Origin of the sequence: Streptomyces inhibens (assembly GCF_003389455.1) — a bacterium.
Taxonomy (GTDB): domain Bacteria; phylum Actinomycetota; class Actinomycetes; order Streptomycetales; family Streptomycetaceae; genus Streptomyces; species Streptomyces inhibens.
Genome location: NZ_QUAC01000053.1, coordinates 34482 through 53567, shown reverse-complemented (window position 1 = coordinate 53567; position 19086 = coordinate 34482). Strand labels below are relative to the sequence as shown.

The window sequence follows — 19086 nt, the reverse complement described above, 5'->3', positions numbered from 1 at the left end:
CCTACGGAGTTGCCATCGGTTCCAGCGCCGCGATATCCGCGAGCGACAGCCCCATCTGCTCATGGAGGAAACGCACGATGGTCCAGTGCGGCAGCGCGCCCTCGTCGAACGGGCCGAATTCCTGGCAGTACAACGGGATCCAGCGCAGGGCTTCTTCGAGCGCCTGCTCGCGGCCCGGCTCCTGCTGGTAGTCCTCGTAGGCGATGCTGCGGTGTTCGATGAAGAACCGTCCGGGCAGCCGCTCCTCGCACAGTGCCCGGTATTCGCGGGTCTGCAGGATGAGGTAGTGCCAGATCTCGTCGATGTCCTGCTCGACCGGCAGGAACAGCCCGCCGAGCCGGTCGTGGTGCCGGGAGACGAGATAGAGATAGCGCAGGCATTCGGTGACCTGACGCGCCACGAACTCCCGGGGCGCGGCGCTCTTTTCGTCGAAATACGTCACGACCTCGGCGTGCAGCGCCTCACCGAGCAGGTCCTTGAGATCGTCGGCGGATATCCGCGGCCGGCTGGTCATGTCTCTCCTGTCCGGGTGCTACTGGCGTCGTTCGCGAGCCAGGCGTACTTTCCCGACTTGCCGATGGGGATGTGCGTACGGTGGTCGAGCCGGCAGCGTCGCCCGGTCAGTTCCCCGATGCCCCGCTCCAGCGCCGCGGCCTCCGCGGCCGCGACGGGTGCACCGTTGAACGTCGTATACGCCAGCCGCGCACCGGAATCCCCGGTCAGCTGCAACTGGTGCACGAAGACGTGCGGCGAGGCCTCGCCGATGCACCGGTCGAGGTCGCCCTGTGCGACCGGCCCGTGCGGCGTGCTGAGCAATTCCTTCTGCCGGCCGCAGAATTGGGCGATCTTTCCGGGGTCGGGCGTACCGTCCAGTGTGCGGACGCAGTCACCCGAGCGGTACCGGATCAGCGGCATATAGGGATTGCGCACACTGGAGACGATGAGCTGGTAGATCGTGCTTCCGGCAGCGACCGGATGGAGCTCGACGCTCATCTTGTCGAGATGCGGCCAGTAGGTGCCGCGGCGGTCGCTGAAGTAGAGATAGCCGAGCTCGGTGCTGCCGAACAGATCGATGATCGGGCAGGCGAAGTGCTGCTCCAGATAACGCCGGACGTTGACCGGTGTGTATTCGTAGGCGTGGATGATGCTGGCGGGCGGCGGGAAGTCGTCCCACAGCCCCCATTCTCCGACCTTTCGCACCAGATGCGCCAGGTGGTATCCGGAGCAGTCGAGGTGGTACCAGCCGCGCGGGTGCGCCTGCCGGGCGGCCCGGATCTCGCCGAGCATCCGCACCACCTCGGCGCGCTCCCACTGCGCCGGGTCGAGCCGCAGATTGAGATAACAGGTGCGTTCGTCGAGCCAACGGTCGTCGAGAGTGGGGACCGGCTCCGGCGGAACGCCGCGCCGTGCGGCATTGACCCGCGCCACGTGTTCCGTCGCCAGCACCGTGGTCAGCGAGACGCGCCGGCAGCCCGATTCCCAGGTATGGGCGATATCGGGGTGCTCGCTCCACAGCCGGTAATAGGAGCGCAGCAGGAAATACGGGGGCCGGATGATCTGCATCCGGGCGTGGTTGGTGCCCGTCGAGAGCACGAACTCCGCCTCGCCGGATTCCAGCGCCGCGGCCAGCCGGGGCGTCATCCAGTTGTCGGGGAAGCCGCGCGCGATCTCCGGCTTGTCGAGCAGGGGGAAGTAGCCCTTCGCCAGCGACTCGCGGTAGATCGGTATGTCGCGGATCTGCTCGATGACCTCGGCGGTCGGCTGACCATCCATGGATTCCTCGTCAACGCTCGGAACGGGGTGCCCGCAGGGGGAATTCGGGGCGCGGTGCCCGGGAGCGGGCGGTGACCGGCGGCGGGGGAAGCGCCGCCGTCCCGCTCCCGGGCCATCGGTGGGAGTGGCGCTCAGGAAATACAGCCGGCCTTGGGCGTGGCGCTGATGCAGCCGGCCTTGGGCGCCGCGCTGATGCAGCCGTTCTTCGCCGCCTGTGTGGCGGAGTTGGCGGCGAGCCAGTTCTGCCAGACGGTGTCCTGGGCCATCTTCTTGATGAGCTGCTCCATGGGGACCTCCGGTGAGAGTGCGGAAGACGGACGGGGCCCGGGCGGCGGCAGTGGTCGCCTTCCCCGGACCGGGCATACGGCGCTGACCTGCGCTGATGCCGCTGCACCGAAAGTAAAAGAATGACCAAGCGAATGTCAATGAAGCGCAATGCCGCCGTCCGTGGAAGCGTGCCCGGCGCGCCAACTTTGGCGGAATTGCGTCGAGATGATCAACCGCGGAACCATATGACGAGCAGTCAGAACGGACCGTCCGCGCGCGCCCGGTGCGGCATTGCGCCGCACGGCGGCCGTCGTTCGGGTGACCTGCCCAGCAGGTCCCGGGGCCCACGGCCACGGGTGGGGAACGATCACGACCAGTTACCCGCTCATCGGTTCCAGCTCCAGGGGGTCTGCCGTGCGCATTCTGCTCATCGCCGGCGCATTCAACAGCCTGACGCAGCGCGTGTACGCCGAACTCGGTGACAGCGGGCACCATGTGAGCGTGGAGCTGGTGACGCGAGAGACGCCGCTCCCCGAGGTCGTACGCGGTCATGCGCCTGATCTGATCGTGGCGCCGATGCTCAAGACGGCCGTCCCCCGTGAGGTGTGGTCCGCGTACACCTGCCTGATCGTGCACCCCGGCCCCGTCGGCGACCGCGGCCCGTCCTCGGTGGACTGGGCGGTACACCTGGGCGCCGACCGATGGGGCGTCACGGTCCTGCAGGCCAATGACGAGATGGACGCCGGTGACGTCTGGGCCGCGGCGAGCTGCCCGGTCCCCGATGTGGGCAAGAGCGATCTGTACCGCAACGAGATCGCCGATGCCGCGATCGAGGCGGTGCTGTCCGCCGTCGAACGCTGTGCGTCCGGCACCCACCGCCCGCAGCCGCAGGACTCGCTGCCCGCCGCCGCGAAACCCGGCCGCCCCCGGCCACCCTTCCGCCAGGACCGCCGCCGGATCGACTGGCACATGGACCCCACCGACACCGTCGTACGCAAGCTGCGCGCCGCCGACTCGCGGCCCGGCGTACGGGACGAACTGCTCGGCGGCACCTGGTATTTGCACGGCGGCCACCCGGAGGACACCCTGACGGGCCGGCCGGGCGAACTGCTCGCCACCCGATGTGGCGCGATCTGCCGGGCGACCGCCGACGGCGCGGTATGGATCCCGGAACTGCGGCCGCCACGCGCCCCGGGGCAGCCCGGCACCGTCAAACTCCCCGCCACCCTGGCGCTGGGCGACCGTCTCCCACCCGTGCCCGAGGTCCCCGCACCGCTCGCCCCCGGCGACGGCCCCCGCACCTGGACCGACATCCGCTACCGTGAGGACGGCCCGGCCGGCTTGCTGGAGTTCTCCTTCCCTGGCGGCGCGATGAGCACCGACCACTGCCGGCGGCTGCTCGCCGCCTACCGCCAGGCCTGCGCCCGGCCGACCTCTGTGCTGGTCCTCGGCGGCCGACGGGACTTCTTCTCCAACGGCATCCATCTGAACGTCATCGAGGCCGCAGCCGACCCCGCCGAGGAGTCCTGGGCCAACATCAACGCGATGGACGACCTGGTGCATGCCGTCCTGACGACCACCGACCGGCTGGTGGTCGCCGCGCTCGGCGGCAATGCCGCGGCCGGCGGGGCGATGCTGGCCCTCGCCGCCGACGAGGTGTGGTGCCGCTCGGCCGTCGTGCTCAACCCCCACTACCGGCTGATGGGGCTCTACGGCTCGGAATACTGGACGTACACCCTGCCCGGCAGGGCCGGACCCGAGGTGGCCGCACAGCTCACCGAACGCGCCCTGCCGATCACCGCGGCGGCCGGGCAGCGACTCGGCCTGGTGGACCGTCTCATCGACTGCGCCCCACAGGAGTTCGCCGCACAGACCGCCCACCTCGCCGTCCGGCTGGCATCGTCACCCGCGACCCAGGCCCGGATCGCCATGAAGAAGGCCGACCGGGAACGCGACGAGGCCGAACGGCCGCTCGCCGCCTACCGTGAGCACGAACTGGCCCGTATGCACCGCATCTTCTACGACCCGGACCAGCCCTACCACGCCCTACGACGCGCCTTCGTCCGCAAGGAACCAGCCGCCGGTACCCCGTCGCACCTCAACACCACCGCTGCGGGGGCATCGTCCGGCGGGGCCGGATGAGGGGCACGGATCCCTCCGGCACAACGAACCCGCCGCCCGTTTTTCCGGTCCCTCCATCTGACGGGTCGACANCACAACGAACCCGCCGCCCGTTTTTCCGGTCCCTCCATCTGACGGGTCGACAGGTATTGGCCGAAAGGTGACGCCCGGAGAGGAAGCCGCACGCGGCCGGCCGAGGGGCGGTGGCCGGCCTCCGACCGGCCACCGCCCCCGTGTGCGTACGCGCGGCGTCCGCCGCAGCGAACCCGGCTAAGGGGTGGGCTGGTACTTGTACCCGATGCCGAAGACCGTGCTGATCGAGTCGCGCAGACCCGGTCCCAGGCGTCGGCGCAGCCGGGCGATATGGACATCGACGGTGCGGGTGCTGGACTGGCAGCTGGGCCAGACGGCAGTCATCAGCTGCTCCCTGGTGAAGGCGCGCCGTGGATGCAGCACAAGATGGGCCAGCAGATCGAATTCCAGCCGTGGCAGGCTGAGTTGGCGGCCCTTGATGAAGACGGTCCGGGCCGCGGTATCGATCCGGATCGGCTCCGGCCGGGGCCGGGCGGCGGGTTGCTCGTCGCGGTGGCGCGATTCCTCACGCGGCGGCGCCAGGATGATGTGGACCTCGTCCGAGGGCAGCCGGTGGACCGATACGGGTTCCAGGTGGTGCAGGGTCAGTTGCCACGTGCCGTCGGGAAGCCGGTCGACCGCCAGGGGTGGCCCTTCGCCGGGCCCGGCTATTTCCGGGCGGCCGAAGTCGGCGTCCGGTCGCAACGCAAGCGGGGTCGTCGAGGAGTTCATAAACATGATCTGGGCCCATTCCTCTTGCAAAGCAGGCGTGTACGGACAGACATGGCGGTGCTCGACGTTCAAGGGTGCTGCGGTGCTACGCAGCGAGCGCGACGCAGTCCGGTGGTGAGGCGGGGACGGCGCACAGGCACTCGTGATGCGGGTGCGCCGAGCGGGGGCGATCGCTCCGTTCGTGCCGTCAGAACGCTCGCGCCCATGCCCGTACTCGGCCATGACGTGGTGCGAAGCCACGGCCTTCCGGTCCAGACGAACGCTACATGTGATCGCGCGCTTCCGGAAAGTAGCTTCCGCTAATTTCGGTTGCTCTTGAGCCGAATCCGTGTTGTCCGCCGCCAAGTCGGGCGGTGCGTGGGTGTGTTGTATCCGGTAGGCCGTAGTTTCGTTCAACAAAACGCACAAGAAATTCATGGCGGGCCGTCAGCTCGGGCGGACAGTGCCCGCCCGGGTGATCGCGTCCAGCCGGGCGATCGCGCCGCACCCGCCCCGGGTTCGGTGCCGCCCTCCCCGGCTTCGGGGAGCCGTCCACCCCGGCCTCGATGCCACCCTCGGCCGGCATGGCTGGAAAGCGTCGTGAAGTGGCCGAGAACTGTGAGCAGTTGCCGAACGAGCTCCGGCGCCATGGCGCGGCGACCTTCCGTCCGCGGGCGTGTCTGCGCCACCGGGGCCGAGTTACGGGTCCCGGTCCGACCCGCGATCGGTCTTGATGTCCGCCGAAGCGGAGGGGTATTCGACAACGTTGTCCAGTTGTGGAGGCCCTGTGAACATGTGAATATGCCAAATAAATGCTCAGAGGCGTATCCGGTGGCAAAGTGGAGAGGTTCAGAAGATCGGCCGGAAAGTTGTTTCCTGTTCAATCTCATCAAGACTAAAAGGTGCGGAACCAGATATTCCAGGCGACTTGTTTTCGCGATGAGTTGAGGATGAGTAGGGTGTGGCCGCTGCCACTTGACCGGTGGTAGGGATCCAGCTGAATTCGGCGCGGCTGGAATGCGGTGTGGGGGATGACGCCTTCGTGACCGGGAGGGGACCATGGCGGCCGGCTCTTTCGAGGGGCAGTACGTGTGGAGTCCAGCGGCCAATGACCGAGCGCTGGCGCGCGCGTGTATGGACGTCAGGACCGGACGGTACTTCAGCGCGCACGAGGTTCTGAAGGAAGCCCGGGACGATTTCGAGGTCCGGGCGCACCGGTCGCTGGTGCTGGCCTCCGAGGCGGCCGACTCGGACCTGGCGGAGCGCTGGCTGGCCGAAGAACCGGGCCCCGAGGCGGCGTTGCTCTGGGCGCGGGTGGCGATGCTCCGGGCCCTGCGCATGGCCGACGCCGGCGACCGCCGCAAGGGCACCCTGGCGCGGATAGCGCAAACGGCGTGTGAGCGGGCCGCCAAGCTGCTTCCCGAGGACCCCACCCCCTGGGTGGCCCAGCTGGCGCTGTCGCGCCTGGACCGCCCGCATGACCCCGCGCCGCAGGGGCTGCTGACCGCGCCGCCCGGTCCCTGGTACCTCTTCGCCCACATCCTCCGGCTCGCCCCCTGGCACCGCGAGGCGCACCACCGCTTCCTGTCGTTCTTCTTCACCCGCTACGGCGGTTCGTCCAGCGCGAGCTGGGACGTTGCCGCGTTCCTGAGCCAGCGGGCCCCGGCCGCCTCGCCGCTCCGGCTGCTGCCGCTGGTGGCCCTGGTCGAGGACTACAACCCGTCCGCCCTGCTCGCCGACCGTACTTGGGAGCAACCCCAGTGGATCTCCACCGCGATGGGCATCTACCGCAACTGGTTTCCGCAGGCGGCCGATTACCGCTTCGCGCCGGTCCTCGACCTGGCGTATCTGGCGCATGCGCTGTTCATGGCGAAGCGTGAATTCGAGGCACGGGAAGTCTTCACGGCCATGGGGCCGTACGCCTCACGTATGCCCTGGAGCGCATTCGGCGATCCCGCGGAGCAATTGACCAAGGCCAGACGCTCCTGCGGACTCCCCGTTCCGCATGACGCCTGATACGCGCCGGATCAATGGCCGCGAAAATCCGCCCGAGCCGCTCCACGCCTTCTCCTCGCCTGCTTCCTATCTGCTCTCTGTCTGCTTCAAATCTGCCCCCGCCTGTTCGGTCAGCTCAGCCCGCCAATTCCCCCCTCGGTTCCCCCCAGAAAGGTTGCGGTTGTGTCCGAGCGTACGTCCCCAGCCCGCTCGAAAGCCCCCCACCCGGAAGATCCCGTCACGCTCGATGATGACGCGACGCTCCATGCCATGGGTTATCCGCGGAAACTGACCCGCAGATTCCGCGCATTCGACAATTTCGCCATTTCCTTCACCATCATCAACATCATCTCCGGGATCTTCTCGTCCTTCGGGTTCGGCATGAACGCCGGCGGCCCGCGGGTTCTGGTCTTCGGCTGGATCGGCGTATCGGTGATGGTGCTGTTCGTCGGCGCCGCCATGGGTGAGATCGCCTCCGCCTACCCGACCAGCGGCGCGCTCTACTTCTCGGCCGGCAAGCTGGCCAAGCGGCACCAGGGCGCCTGGTCCTGGTACACGGGCTGGCTCAACTTCGTCGGCCAGGTAGGCGGCACGGCCGCCACCAACTTCGCCGCCGCCACCTTCATCCAGGCATTCATCGCCATGCAGTGGCCGTCCTACGAGCCGACGCCGCAACAGACGGTCGGCATCACTGCGGTCATCCTCGTCGTCCAGGCGCTGGCCAACACCTATACGGTGCGGCTGGTTGCGGTCGTGAACCGGATTTCCGTGTGGTGGCTGCTGATCGGCATGGTGGTGATCGTCGGCGCGCTGACGGTGATACCCGACCACCATCAGTCGCCGTCGTTCGTCACCCACTTCGCCAACAACACCGGCTTCACCCATGCGATTTACGGCGGAATGCTGGGGCTGCTCGTCACCAGCTGGACCTTCACCGGTTTCGACGGAAGTTTCCACATGTCCGAAGAAACGGTGAAGGCAACGGTCAACGCGCCCAGGGGCATCATGCGGGCGATCAGCTACTCCGCGATCACCGGACTGATCCTCATGCTCGCACTGGTGTACGCGATCCGTGACTATGGTCACGCCGCGACCGCCGAGGCACCACCGGTGCAGATTCTCATCGATGCGCTCGGCCAAAGCACCGCCAAGTTCCTGCTGTTGATCGTTATCGGCGCCATGCTGTTCTGCGGTCTCGCCAACATGACCAGCAATACCCGGCAGATCTTCGCCTTCTCCCGCGACGGCGCGATGCCCGGCTCCCGTTGGTGGCATTCGGTGTCCGCGCGCACCCGTACGCCCGTCAAGGCCGTCTGGCTCGCCGCGGCCTGCCCCCTGGTGCTGGTGCTGCCCGGCTGGTGGTCCCACACCGCCTTCACCGCGGTGGTGAGCGTCAATGTCGTCGGGCTGTTCCTCGCCTACGCCGTGCCGATCTTCCTGCGGCTGCGGCTCGACGACTTCCAGGCCGGCCCCTGGAACCTCGGCCGCTACGGCAAGCCGGTCGCGGCGATCGCGGTGACCTGGATCCTGATCAGCAATGTGCTGTTCATGCTGCCCCAGGCGTACCCGATCACCCCGGCCTCGTTCAACTACGCCCCGATCGCGCTGGCCGCGGTGCTGATCATCGCCACCGTGTGGTGGTTCGCCACCGCCCGACGGCGCTTCCAGGGCCCGGTCAGCTACGGCCGCCCCGACGAGGTCGCCGCCATGGACCTGATCTAACGCCCGTCCGGCGGACCAGGGCCGACAGGCCCTGGCGCGCCCACCTCACCACGGGCGGGCCGACCGGTCGGAAGGGCCCCAGCCGGCCCGCCCCGCGCAGCACCACCGCACCACACCCGATTCCGCCCCCTGCCCCCACTAGAAGGGACGACCCCCGGTATGCCCCACATCGGCGAAGCCCCGCACCACCAGCCGGCCGCGACCGGCGAACTCACCGTCACCACCGCCTCGTTGGACGACTGGCATGAGGTGGCGCAGTGGGCCGCCGACGAAGAGTGGAACCCCGGCCGCGGGGACACCGCCTGCTTCCACCCCACCGACCCCGCCGGCTTCTTCATCGGCCGGCTCGGCGGACGGACGGTCTCCGCGGTCTCGGTCGTCAACTACTCCGACGCCTACGCCTTCCTCGGCTACTACCTCGTCCACCCCGACCACCGCGGACAGGGCCTGGGCCTCGCCACCTGGCGCGCCGCCTTCCCGCACGCTGGCACCCGGACCGTCGGCCTCGACGCGGTCCCCGAGCAGCAAGCCACCTACAAGCGCGCCGGGTTCACCCCCGCCTACGACACTCTCCGCTACGCCGGACGCCCCACCCGCCCCGGCACGCAGCCGTCCTCGGACGTCGTCCCCGTCACCGCCGCCCACCTCGACGCCCTGGCCGCCTACGACCGGCACTGCTTCCCCGCCGCCCGGCGCGCCTTCGTCGCCCGCTGGCTGACGGCCCCCGGCCACACCGCCCGCGCGTATGTGCGCGACGGCGCGATCGCCGGCTACGGAGCGATCCGCCCGGCCCGCACCGGCCACCGCATCGGCCCGCTCTTCGCCGACACCCCCGAGGTCGCGGAGGCGCTCTTCGACGCCCTCACCGCCTCCCTCGACCCGGCCGACGAGGTCTTCCTCGACATCCCCGAGCCCCGCCGCGCCGCCCACACCCTGGTCACCACGCGCGGCCTGACCCCGCAGTCGCACACCGTACGCATGTACACCGGCCCGGTCCCGCCGACGGAGCAGCAACGCACCTTCGCCGTGACGAGTCTTGAGCTCGGCTAGGGCGTGTCCTGCGCCCTCACGGCACACAGGACCCGGCGGAACCAGTTCCGCTCGACCTCGGCCATGTGCTGGACGAGGCCGAGCAGGGTGGTCGGCGAGGGCGCCACGGATGCCTCGCGGAGCTGGTCCTCGCCCGGACCGTCATATTTCCGGGCCCCTCCGGCGGTTCAGGCGCCGACCACCCCGTCGATGCCCTCGCGGAGGAAGTCCGCATGGCCGTTGTGGCGGGCGTACTCATGGATCAGGTGGAGCATCACGAGGCGCAGTGAGACATGCTCGCCCCAGCGGGGCTGGTAGCCCGTTACGTCGAGCGAGGCCGCCTGCTGTTCGATGCGGCGGGAGTGTGCCACCTCGGTCTGCCAGGCGTCGAACGCCTCCGCCCGAGTGGCCGTGCTCGCGTCGTACGCCGCCTGGTAGTCGCCCTCGGCCGACCAGACGAGCGGGACGTCCTCGCCGTTGATCACCCGGCGGAACCAGCTGCGCTCCACCTCGGCCATGTGCCGCACCAGGCCGAGCAGGGTGAGCGTGGAGGGCGGCATCGAGCGGCTGCGCAACTCCTCGTCGGAGAGGCCGTCGGTCTTCATGGCAAGGGTGGCCCGGTGGAAGTCGAGATAGGCCCGCAGGGTCTCCCGCTCGCCTGCGCGTACCGGCGGGGAGATGCGTTCGGTGGTCATGGCTGATTCCTTTGTACGGCGAGGCCCGGGGCGGGACTCGGCCGAGGGGATCTTGCCGAGCGGTGCGGGCCGCCGCAAGGGGTTTTCCTTTCGCGGACGGCTTCACCGGCTGCACGCTCAACACCGCCCGGTGGACGACCCGTTGCGACGGGAGAAAGGGCGGTCGGCGGTCGCAGTGGGGTCTCCAGGACGCGTGCGGGTGCGCCGGACCGGCCGAGCGACCGGCCGGCTCGGCCCGGACGGACCGACGCCACTCACCGGCACCGCGACCCGCGCGGCGGGGCGGATGCCACCGCCCGCTCGCGCGCAGTCGGGCGGCCCCGGACGGGCGAGCCACCCGTCCGCGGCCGGTGCTCAGGAACTCACGGCAGATACCGCTCGATGGCGCCGGGGCCTTCCTCGGCGATCAGGCGCCTGGCCCATTCCAGGCTCGCGGGGGTGGGCTCGCGCCCGGAAGCCTTCACCAGGTCCTCCGGGTCGTAGGGCCGCTCGCTACCGGTGTACAGCTCGGCCGGCCGTCGCTCGGCCGACTGCTCCCTGCCATTGGTCGTCACAGGTCCTCCTCTGTCCGCGCCCGCCGAGTCGCCGGGACCTCGCTTGGTTCCATCATGAGGCTGCCTCCGAACACCCGCACGATGTACGCCGGGCGAGTTTGGGCCCAGGGTTCGCCCGGCCGGTCAGCCGACCGGCCCAGGCGCCCCGGAATACCGCGGCGGATATGCCTGCTCGGTCCAGATCGTCTTGCCGTACGGCGTGTAGCGCGTGCCCCAGCGCGGCACCAGCTGCGCGACGATGAAGAGCCCCCGCCCGCCCTCGTCGTCGCTGGCGGCGTACCGCAGATGCGGCGAGGTGTGGCCGGTGTCCGACACCTCGGTCAGCAGGGTCCGGTCGCGCAGCAGCCGCAGATGCAGCGGCCCCGAGGCATGCCGTACGGCGTTGGTGACCAGCTCGCTGACCACGAGCTCGGTCGCGTAGGACAGCTCCTCCAGGCCCCACTCCCGCAGCTGCCCGGTGGCCAGCTCGCGGGCCTTGCCCGCCGCGGCCGGCTCGGCGGGCAGCTCCCAGGCGGTCACCTGCCGGGCGTCCAGCTCGCGGGTGCGTACCAGCAGCAGCGCCGAGTCGTCGGCGGCCGGCCCGTCCGGCAGCAGCTCGGCCAGCGCACGGTCACACAGCTCCTCCAGCGGTCTGCGGTGCTCGCCCAGCACCCGGCCCAGGATCTCCAGCCCCTCGTCGACGTCCCGGTTGCGGGCCTCGACCAGCCCGTTGGTGAAGAGCCCGATGAGGCTGCCCACCGGCAGCTCGATCTCCAGCGATTCGAACGGCAGGCCCCCGAGGCCCAGTGGTGGGCCGGCCGGCAGATCCGGGAAGGACAGCCCGCCCTCCGGGTCGACGACGGCCGGTGGCAGATGGCCGGCCCGCGCCATGGTGCAGTGCCGCGACACCGGGTCGTAGACCGCGTACAGGCAGGTCACACCGGTGGCGACGTCGTAGGGGCCGGCGTCCGGGCCGTCCGTGGCCGCCTGGTCCTCCGCGGTCTGGCCCACCAGGTCGTCCAGCCGGCTCAGCAGCTCGTCGGGGGACAGATCCAGCCGGGCCAGGGCGCGTACGGTCGTCCGCAGCCGCCCCATGGTCGCCGCCGCCTGGAGCCCGTGGCCGACCACGTCCCCGACGACCAGTCCGACCCGGGTACCGGAGAGGGCGATGACGTCGAACCAGTCGCCGCCGACCCCGGCCCGGTCGTCGCTGGGCAGATAGCGGTGGGCCAGATCGACGGCGGACTGCGGCGGCAGATGCTGGGGCAGCAGCGTGTGCTGGAGGGTCAGCGAGGCGGCGTGCTCGCGGGTGAAGCGGCGGGCGTTGTCCAGGCATACCGCGGTACGGATGACCAGCTCGTCGGCGAGTTCGATCTCCCCCTTGTCGAACAGCGACGGGTACTCGCTGCGGATGAAGGTGACCAGCCCCATCGGGGTGCCGCCGGCCCGCAGCGGCACGACCATGGCGCTCTCCCCGCAGATCATCCCGCCGGAGGACAGGCTGCGGTACTGGAGCGAGCCCGGCGGGTACTCGATGTCGTACGGGCGGTGCGGCGCGGCGTCCGCCGGATCGTCGGCGGAGCGGGTGGCGACGCGGACCAGCAGGGGCAGAATGCCGTTGCCCGGTTCCGGCTCCTCGCCCTCCAGTACGGACTGCACCAGGTCGACGGTGACCACGGAGGCGAAGTCCGGCACCGCCACCTCGGTGACCTCCCGGGCGGTGACAGCCATGTCGAGTGTGGTGCCGATCCGGGTGCCGGCCTCCACCAGGAGGTTCAGCCGGCGCTGTGCCTGGTAGCGGTCGGTGATGTCGAAGGCGTCCTCGCACACCCCGAGCACCTGCCCGTGGGCGTCCTGCAGCCGGTAGTAGGAGCAGGACCAGACATGGTCGCTCCCGGGGTCGGAGGGCTGCTGACCGACGAAGTGCAGATCGAGGACCGGCTCGCCGGTGTCGAGGACATGTTGCATGACCGCTTCGAGCGTCCGCGGATACCCCTCGGTCACGAACTCGCCGTCCGGGTACAGCGCATCGGCCCCGGTGCCGAGGAAATCCTGCAGCGGCAGCCCGATCTCCTGCACAAACGCGGTATTCGCCCAGGTCAGCCGCAGCTCGGTGTCGTAGATGCCCAGGCCGACCGGGGACTCGGTGGCCAGCCCGTGCAGCATCGCCTGCTGGGACTCCCACACCCGCTGTGCCTCCAGCTCGGTCACCGTCAGAAGGCGGGCCGGCGCGGTCTCGCCGGCGTCCTGTGTGACGCTCAGCGGGCAGGACGTGATCGCCACCCGCAGCAGCCGGCCGTCCCGGTGCCGCGCGGTGCGCGGCTCGCTGCCGCTCAGCGGGGTCTGCGGCAACTGCTCGGCCGCTGGGGGACCGGCCGCCTCGGCGGCCGGCAAGAACGTCTCCAACGGGCGCCCGATGATGTCCTCCGGCCGGTATCCCAGCAGCCGCCGGGCCGCCGGGCTCCACCCGATGACCACGTCCCGGGCATCCAGAACCGCTGTGGCCGCCCTGGTGACGTCGAGGGGACCACGGAAGTCGGCGCCGCCCGCCGCGTTCCATGCGTTCATGGCATCAACCCAGCCCGGTTCAGTAACTACAGCATCGAGCCTGATCAAGACCGGCACAACTGCGCTGCCGGGGGACGCGCCCTTGGTGCGGCCCCGGCCGGTCGCTGGCAGAGTGGGAAAGGGCGCTGAGCAACAGGAGGCAGATGTCATGTCGGCCCATGGCCCCGCCACTCCCGTACGTGGCGCTCCGTGCTGGGTCAGTCTGATGGCCCGCGATCTGGACGCCGCGCAGGAGTTCTACTCCGCCGTCCTGGGCTGGCGGTTCCGGCCGGCCAGTCTCGGCGAGGAGTTCTCCGTGGCGATGGCCGACGGGGAGCCGGTCGCCGGCATCGGCGCCCTCGCCCGCAACTACCAGGTCGCCGTGGCCTGGACCTCGTACTTCGCCGTGGCGGACGCCGACGACACCGCGGACCGCATCCGCGAGCGCGGGGCGACCGTCGCCGTCGGCCCGATCAAGCTCGGCCCCGGGCGCGCCGCGCTGGCCGCCGACCCCGACGGCGCAACCTTCGGCTTCTGGGAAGGCCAGACGCTGGCCTGGTCGGTCGGACAGGGCAACGCGCCCGCCTGCCTGGAACTGCGCACCCGCGACGCCTTCGCCGCCGCCATCTTCTACGCGGAGGTCTTCGGCTGGGCCAGCGGCGAGCCGGGCGGCTGCGAGGTGACCTACGAACACGACCAGGTCATCGTCCGCGACGGTACGCACACCGTCGCCACCCTGCGCGGCGGCGGCGTCGAGGACGCCCCGGACCCCCGGGTGCGCCCCCGCTGGCATGTCCACTTCCCGGTCCAGGACATCGAGAAGGTGACCGCCGCCGCGGTGGCCGCCGGCGGGACCGTCACCCCCGTGACAGCGACCGCGGACGGCGAGGGCTCCCAGGCCGTCATCCGCGACCCCGACGGCGGCCTGTTCACCGTCGTCTCGGCCTGAGCACCTGAGTGCCTGACCGTCGGTCCGTCCCTCACCGGCCCTGCTCCGCCTCCAACGGCGGACACCACGACGACTGCTTCTGCCCGCCGACCCGGCCGCAGAACCCCGCCTGGGCCGGCCTGCCCACACCGTCGATGTGCTGCACAGACAGCAGCTTGTCCAACGGGACCTGGCGGTCCACATCGCCGCCGAAGCTGATGATGCCGCTCTCCCCGTCGAGCGCCTCGTCGCCGTGGACGCCGCTGATCGCATGCCATACCGCGGGCGGTGTCAGCGGCATCTGCGCGGCCTCCTCGCGCAGTTGTTTGACCGCGTTGATGTACAGCTTGACGGCGTCGAAGCCGAGCGCCGCATGGCCGTCCAGCGAAGAGCTCGCGACCTTGGCGCACTCCTCGGGGAACAGCTTGCTCAACTCCGCGTACAGCTCGCTGGTGCCGTCGCAGCGCGCCGAGCCCAGCGTGAAGTCCAGGAAGTCGTACGGAATCCCGGGATAGTGCCCTCGGCGGTCCGCGTCGGCGGCCAGCCGTGCCACATCGTCGCCGCCGATGATCGCGGGCGGATCCGAGTTGCAGGACTCGTTGATGCCGCCGAGCAGCGACTCGAAGTCCTCCGAGCGCCCCGCGAAGAACACCACACCCGGATAGGAACAACTGCGCTGGCCGACCGCCCCCGGGCCGGGGGCGTCCGACGAGGGCTCCTCGCCGGGCGGCGGGGGCGGGGTGAACGACGTCCTCTCGACCGCGAACCCGCGCCCGCGAAAGCGCCGCGCGACATCGTCGCTGAGAGTCTTGCTGTAGGTGTCGCTGGGATCGGCGGAGCTGATGATCCGCACCCGCCGGGTCGGTCGCTTCGTGCCCTGTCCCACGAGGTGGTCGGCGTACGCGGCGGCGACATCCGCCTCCCTGGTGTTCTGCGGCGACACCTGGAAGTACATGGGGGACTGCCGTACCAGCGAGTCCGCCGACAGGGTCGTGGCCACCATCGGCAGCCCCACCGCGGTCAGCTTGCGTATCGTCCGGTTGGTCGCCTCCCGGCTCTGGTCGAGCCCGGTGACCCCGACGAGGGACGGATCCTGCTGTTTGAGCTGTTCCAGGATGTCCACGACCTCGGTGCCGAAGCGCATTCCCGACCCGGCGTTGGCGGGGAAGATGCGCAGAATCGGTTCCGTGGCGCCGGTGCTGCGCAGCTGCCGGGACTGGGCGCTGGCCGCACCCTGGAGCGCCTCACGCCCGTAGGCGAGCTGCCCGGTCGGCTTGCCCGAGACGCTGAGCAGCGCCGACAGATGGACGAGAGTGACGAACGGGCGTTCCGGCGACGCCTGGTGCACCTCCTCGGCGCGGCTGTTCTGGGCGTAGATGGTCCGCAGGGTCGTGTCGAGCGACGGATCGGGGGAGTGGAAGGTGAAACCGTGCCGGGCCACCCCGATGCACTCGCCGGTCCCGGCGGTGCGCAGGGTGGCCGCATCGTCCTCGAAGCGGCTCAGACCGCAGTGCGCCTGCCGGTAGTTGCTCTCCCCGCCCAGCACCAGCCCGCCCGCCCCCAGCAGCGCGACGAGCGCACCGCACACCGCCATCACGGACACCACCCGGCGCGCCCACAACGGCGGTTCGGGGATCCGCAGCCGGGCGTCCTGGGCGACCTCCAGCCGCCGGGTCAGCTCGTAGCTCTCCTCGGACGGCGGCATCAGCCGCGGCACGGTGACCGGCAGATACCAGGGCGCGCGATTGCGGGCCCGGCCCTGGTGCAGAAAGGTGTCCCGCCAGCCGCCGTAGAGCCGGTCGGAGAGCTCCCACAGCGAGCTGTGGCCCCAGTCGGCACGGATCCGGGTGCCGTCCGCGGGCGGCCCGGCACCGCAGCTGATCACCAGCAGCGGATCAAACGCGCCGGTCTCGTTGCGTACGTCGATGACGGCCTGCAACAGCGGATAGCCGCAGTTGCCCGGGCCCACGCCGTCCAGCAGCGCCACGCAGTACGCGGTGCGCCGGGCCGTACGGGGCCGCCAGATGCGGCGGCGGAACGCGACCCGCAGATCCTCCAGGAAGGCGTTGACCATCAACTTGCGTAACTGTTCCGGGTCTTCGACCTGGTTGTGCGGTGCGGTCAGCCGCTCGGCGAAGCCTATGAACGTGCCCGGGTCGCGCGGCGCGAGATAGGGCTGGTTGAGCAGCCAGCGGTACTCACAGCCCAGCCCGCGGCGGACCCGGAACCACGCGAGCGGAAAGACATGGACGGCGAACAGCCATACCCACCACGGCACATTGCCGTCCACCGCGAGCTCGGTCTCCGGGGAGCGCAGCAGCCCGAACAGCCGCCGGCGCCGGAATTCCCGCTCCCGCAGTCCTTGCAGCAGGGTGTGGTCATTGCCCTCCAGGCCGCCCGTGTAGCCGGGGCCGTTGCCCACACCGGTCTGTGCCAGCCAGTTGACCAGGCCGAACCGGCGGAAGCGGACCCGTCCGTCGCTGCCGTTGACGCTGAGCGCGAAGCCCTGCGCCAGCCGCTCCAGGGTGCGGCGCACCGCCTCGACGGACTCCGGGTCCGAGGACGCGGTGTCGGTGCGGAGATCATGCAGACAGTGCGGCACCCGCCGGGGATCGGCGTGGCTGAGGAAGTAGCTGATGCCCTTGGCGAGTTGGGGATGATCGTCACCGCCCACCAGACAGATCACCGGAAGGCCTTCCCGCCCCTGCGCCACTCCGCGGTGGCGCACCGGCTCCGGACACTCCCGGCGCCGTGGCCTGCGCACCAGATCGGCGATGAGGCGGAGCAGATGCCCGGCTCCGCGGAAGACGGGGATATGGGAATCGAGTTCGTTCGACGCCATGATTTCCCTGAGGAAGGGTCGGAGTAGGGCCGGTATTTTGACACCGCTCCGCGGGCGGTCGCTATGGTTCCGCCACACTCAGGGGCCCCGTCGTGCGCAGCGGCCCCGCCCACCGGCGTCGTTGCGGGTGGGCGGGGCCGAAGCCACCGTGAATTTCCGTTTGTTTTGTGGTCGGTTCGGTGAGCGGTCAGTTCAGCGAATCACCGCTTCCCATGCCGGGGTCACTGCTGCCGCCGGCTCCCGGGTCCTGGGCACCGGTACCGGGGTCCTGGGCGCCGGCACCCGGGTCTTCCGTCCCCGTGCCGGGGGCCTGGGTGCCCGTACCGGGGTCTTCCGTCCCCGCGCCGGCGTTCCCTGCACCAGCGTTCCCGGCCCCTGCGTTCCCTGCACCGGCGTTCCCGGCCCCCGCGTCGCCGCCGCCCGCGCCGTTGCCGCCGCCACCGCCGGCACCGATCTCCGCGCCCGTGGCCTGCAGCGCGTCGGTGACCGGTTGGAAGAAAGTCTCACCGCCCTGGGTGCAGTCGCCGCTGCCGCCGGAGGTCAGTCCGACGGCCGAGTCGCCGGAGAACATCGAGCCGCCGCTGTCGCCCGGCTCGGCACAGACGTCCGTCTGTATGAGGCCGTTGACGATATCGCCGTTGCCGTAATTCACCGTGGCGTCCAGGCCGGTGACGGTGCCGTCGTGGAGCCCGGTGGTGCTGCCCGACCGCTGCACCTTCATGCCGACGGCGGCCTCCGCGGCCTTGGTGATCTGCTGGGTGCTGCCGTTGCCCAGGTCGACCGCGCTCTGCGGTTGTGCTCCCGGGTCGTCATAGGTGACCAGCGCGAAGTCGGTCTTCGGGAACTGCGAGTCCGCCACGGTGCCCAGCGGCTGGCCGCCGCCCTGGTCCGCCGACCAGGTCTTGGAGTCGTTGCCGCAGTGACCCGCCGTCAAGAACGCGGGCGCGCCCTTGACCGTGACGTTGAAGCCCAGGGAGCAGCGCGCATTGCCGCCGAAGATGGCACTGCCGCCGACCGGCCCCGCGGCCTGCCCGCCGCCTTGCGCACCGCCGGCCCCCGCCGAACTGCCCGCGTCGTCGCCGTCGTACCGCGTGAACTCCCCCCGCGACCGTTTGACGGTGACCAGATCGCCCATACCGCCGGTGGTCTTGGACAGTTGGGCCATCTTCGCGCCGGTGACAGTTCTGTCGGCGAGCACCACGATCTTGTTGGTCTTCGGGTCGATCGACCACGCCGTGCCGGGCACCGAGGCGTTCTTGCGCAGGGTCTGCGCGCCGGCCTTCAGCGCGGTCATGCTGTGGCGTACGACCTTGGCGACGGCACCCTTGGCGGTGACGCTCTCGGCGTCGTCCTGCGACAGCACGTTCATGACCAGGTGGCCGTTCGCACCGTCCAGGTACCAGCCGGCGGCCTTGTCCCCGAGATCCGCCTTGAGGGCCGTCGCCAGCTGGGTGGCCGAGTGGGCGCTGAACGTCCGCGGGGCCGTTGGCGTGTCCGTGCTCGCGTTGGCGTTGGGAAGCAGGATCGCCGCGGCCGCGATGGCGGCAGCGGCCGCGCCGACGATGGCGCCCGTCCGCTTGTTGACGTGTCGGTGGCTCAATTCACTGACCTCCAGGGACGCACAGGTACGAAGCACACGGGAGGCCGCGGTGCGTCGCGTCGGTACCCGTGCGGTGTTGCCACCCAGTCGTACGTAACCCCGGGCACCCCGGTCTCATGGCCACTCACGCTGTGATGAATTCCGCCGCCCGCGGCCGGGAGCCCCTACACTCCCGGCCGGCTGAGGGGCGTAAAGGGCAGCTGTGATCGCGCTTAAGAAAACCTCGATGGACCAGGCGGCCGACGTAAGGA

The 19086-nt window shown here is 70.3% G+C and carries 14 protein-coding genes and 1 pseudogene; 5 read left to right on the top strand and 10 right to left on the bottom strand.

What is annotated here, in order from left to right; translation table 11 throughout:
* Position 1: 1 nt before the first annotated feature.
* From DY245_RS07780 to DY245_RS44165, 3 genes are all read right to left on the bottom strand, one after another.
* Positions 2-514, bottom strand: coding sequence for a glycine-rich domain-containing protein (locus DY245_RS07780; protein WP_128504915.1), 513 nt, complete (start codon positions 512-514; stop codon positions 2-4).
* Positions 511-1773: a hypothetical protein gene (locus DY245_RS07775; protein WP_128504913.1), complete on the bottom strand. Its 1263-nt coding sequence runs from the start codon at positions 1771-1773 to the stop codon at positions 511-513. The genes DY245_RS07780 and DY245_RS07775 overlap by 4 nt, the downstream gene beginning before the upstream one ends.
* 131 nt (positions 1774-1904) lie before the next feature.
* Positions 1905-2060 (bottom strand): hypothetical protein, encoded by a 156-nt coding sequence (locus DY245_RS44165; protein ID WP_181923569.1) that lies wholly within the window; start codon positions 2058-2060, stop codon positions 1905-1907.
* Between the two features lie 394 nt (positions 2061-2454).
* On the opposite strand from DY245_RS44165, the gene DY245_RS07770 reads away from it, so the two are divergent.
* Positions 2455-4182, top strand: a complete 1728-nt coding sequence (locus DY245_RS07770; RefSeq protein WP_128504911.1) for a hydrogenase maturation protein — start codon at positions 2455-2457, stop codon at positions 4180-4182.
* 249 nt (positions 4183-4431) lie between these two features.
* On the opposite strand, the gene DY245_RS07765 is transcribed toward DY245_RS07770, so the two are convergent.
* Positions 4432-4965: a winged helix-turn-helix domain-containing protein gene (locus DY245_RS07765; protein ID WP_128504908.1), complete on the bottom strand. Its 534-nt coding sequence runs from the start codon at positions 4963-4965 to the stop codon at positions 4432-4434.
* Positions 4966-6003: 1038 nt separating this feature from the next.
* Here DY245_RS07765 and DY245_RS07760 point away from each other — a divergent pair.
* The 3 genes from DY245_RS07760 (at position 6004) to DY245_RS07750 (ending at position 9711) form a co-directional block, all read left to right on the top strand.
* Complete coding sequence (locus DY245_RS07760) at positions 6004-6960, top strand: hypothetical protein (RefSeq protein WP_181923568.1); 957 nt, start codon at positions 6004-6006, stop codon at positions 6958-6960.
* Positions 6961-7209: 249 nt separating this feature from the next.
* Positions 7210-8661: an amino acid permease gene (locus tag DY245_RS07755; protein WP_128504906.1), complete on the top strand. Its 1452-nt coding sequence runs from the start codon at positions 7210-7212 to the stop codon at positions 8659-8661.
* Between the two features lie 159 nt (positions 8662-8820).
* Positions 8821-9711, top strand: coding sequence for a GNAT family N-acetyltransferase (locus DY245_RS07750; protein ID WP_128504904.1), 891 nt, complete (start codon positions 8821-8823; stop codon positions 9709-9711).
* Positions 9712-9737: 26 nt separating this feature from the next.
* On the opposite strand, the pseudogene DY245_RS45975 reads toward DY245_RS07750, so the two are convergent.
* The 4 genes and pseudogenes from DY245_RS45975 to DY245_RS07730 all read right to left on the bottom strand — a co-directional run.
* A pseudogene (locus tag DY245_RS45975) lies at positions 9738-9866 on the bottom strand (mycothiol transferase); the annotation flags it as partial.
* A 12-nt stretch (positions 9867-9878) separates the two neighbouring features.
* Positions 9879-10385: a DinB family protein gene (locus tag DY245_RS07740; RefSeq protein ID WP_128504902.1), complete on the bottom strand. Its 507-nt coding sequence runs from the start codon at positions 10383-10385 to the stop codon at positions 9879-9881.
* Positions 10386-10747: 362 nt separating this feature from the next.
* Positions 10748-10939, bottom strand: coding sequence for a hypothetical protein (locus DY245_RS07735; RefSeq protein ID WP_128504900.1), 192 nt, complete (start codon positions 10937-10939; stop codon positions 10748-10750).
* A gap of 123 nt (positions 10940-11062) precedes the next feature.
* Entirely contained in the window at positions 11063-13486 is a 2424-nt protein-coding gene (locus DY245_RS07730; protein WP_128504897.1) for a SpoIIE family protein phosphatase, read from the bottom strand.
* A 148-nt stretch (positions 13487-13634) separates the two neighbouring features.
* Between DY245_RS07730 and DY245_RS07725 the strand changes: the two genes are divergently transcribed.
* Complete coding sequence (locus tag DY245_RS07725; protein ID WP_128504895.1) at positions 13635-14414, top strand: VOC family protein; 780 nt, start codon at positions 13635-13637, stop codon at positions 14412-14414.
* A gap of 31 nt (positions 14415-14445) precedes the next feature.
* Here DY245_RS07725 and DY245_RS07720 read toward each other — a convergent pair whose 3' ends face one another.
* Positions 14446-17235, bottom strand: a complete 2790-nt coding sequence (locus tag DY245_RS07720; RefSeq protein WP_128504892.1) for a type 1 periplasmic-binding domain-containing protein — start codon at positions 17233-17235, stop codon at positions 14446-14448.
* A 187-nt stretch (positions 17236-17422) separates the two neighbouring features.
* Positions 17423-18835 carry a S1 family peptidase gene (locus tag DY245_RS07715; RefSeq protein WP_128504890.1) on the bottom strand — a complete coding sequence of 471 codons (1413 nt, stop codon included), beginning with the start codon at positions 18833-18835 and terminating at the stop codon, positions 17423-17425.
* Between the last annotated feature and the right edge of the window lie 251 nt (positions 18836-19086).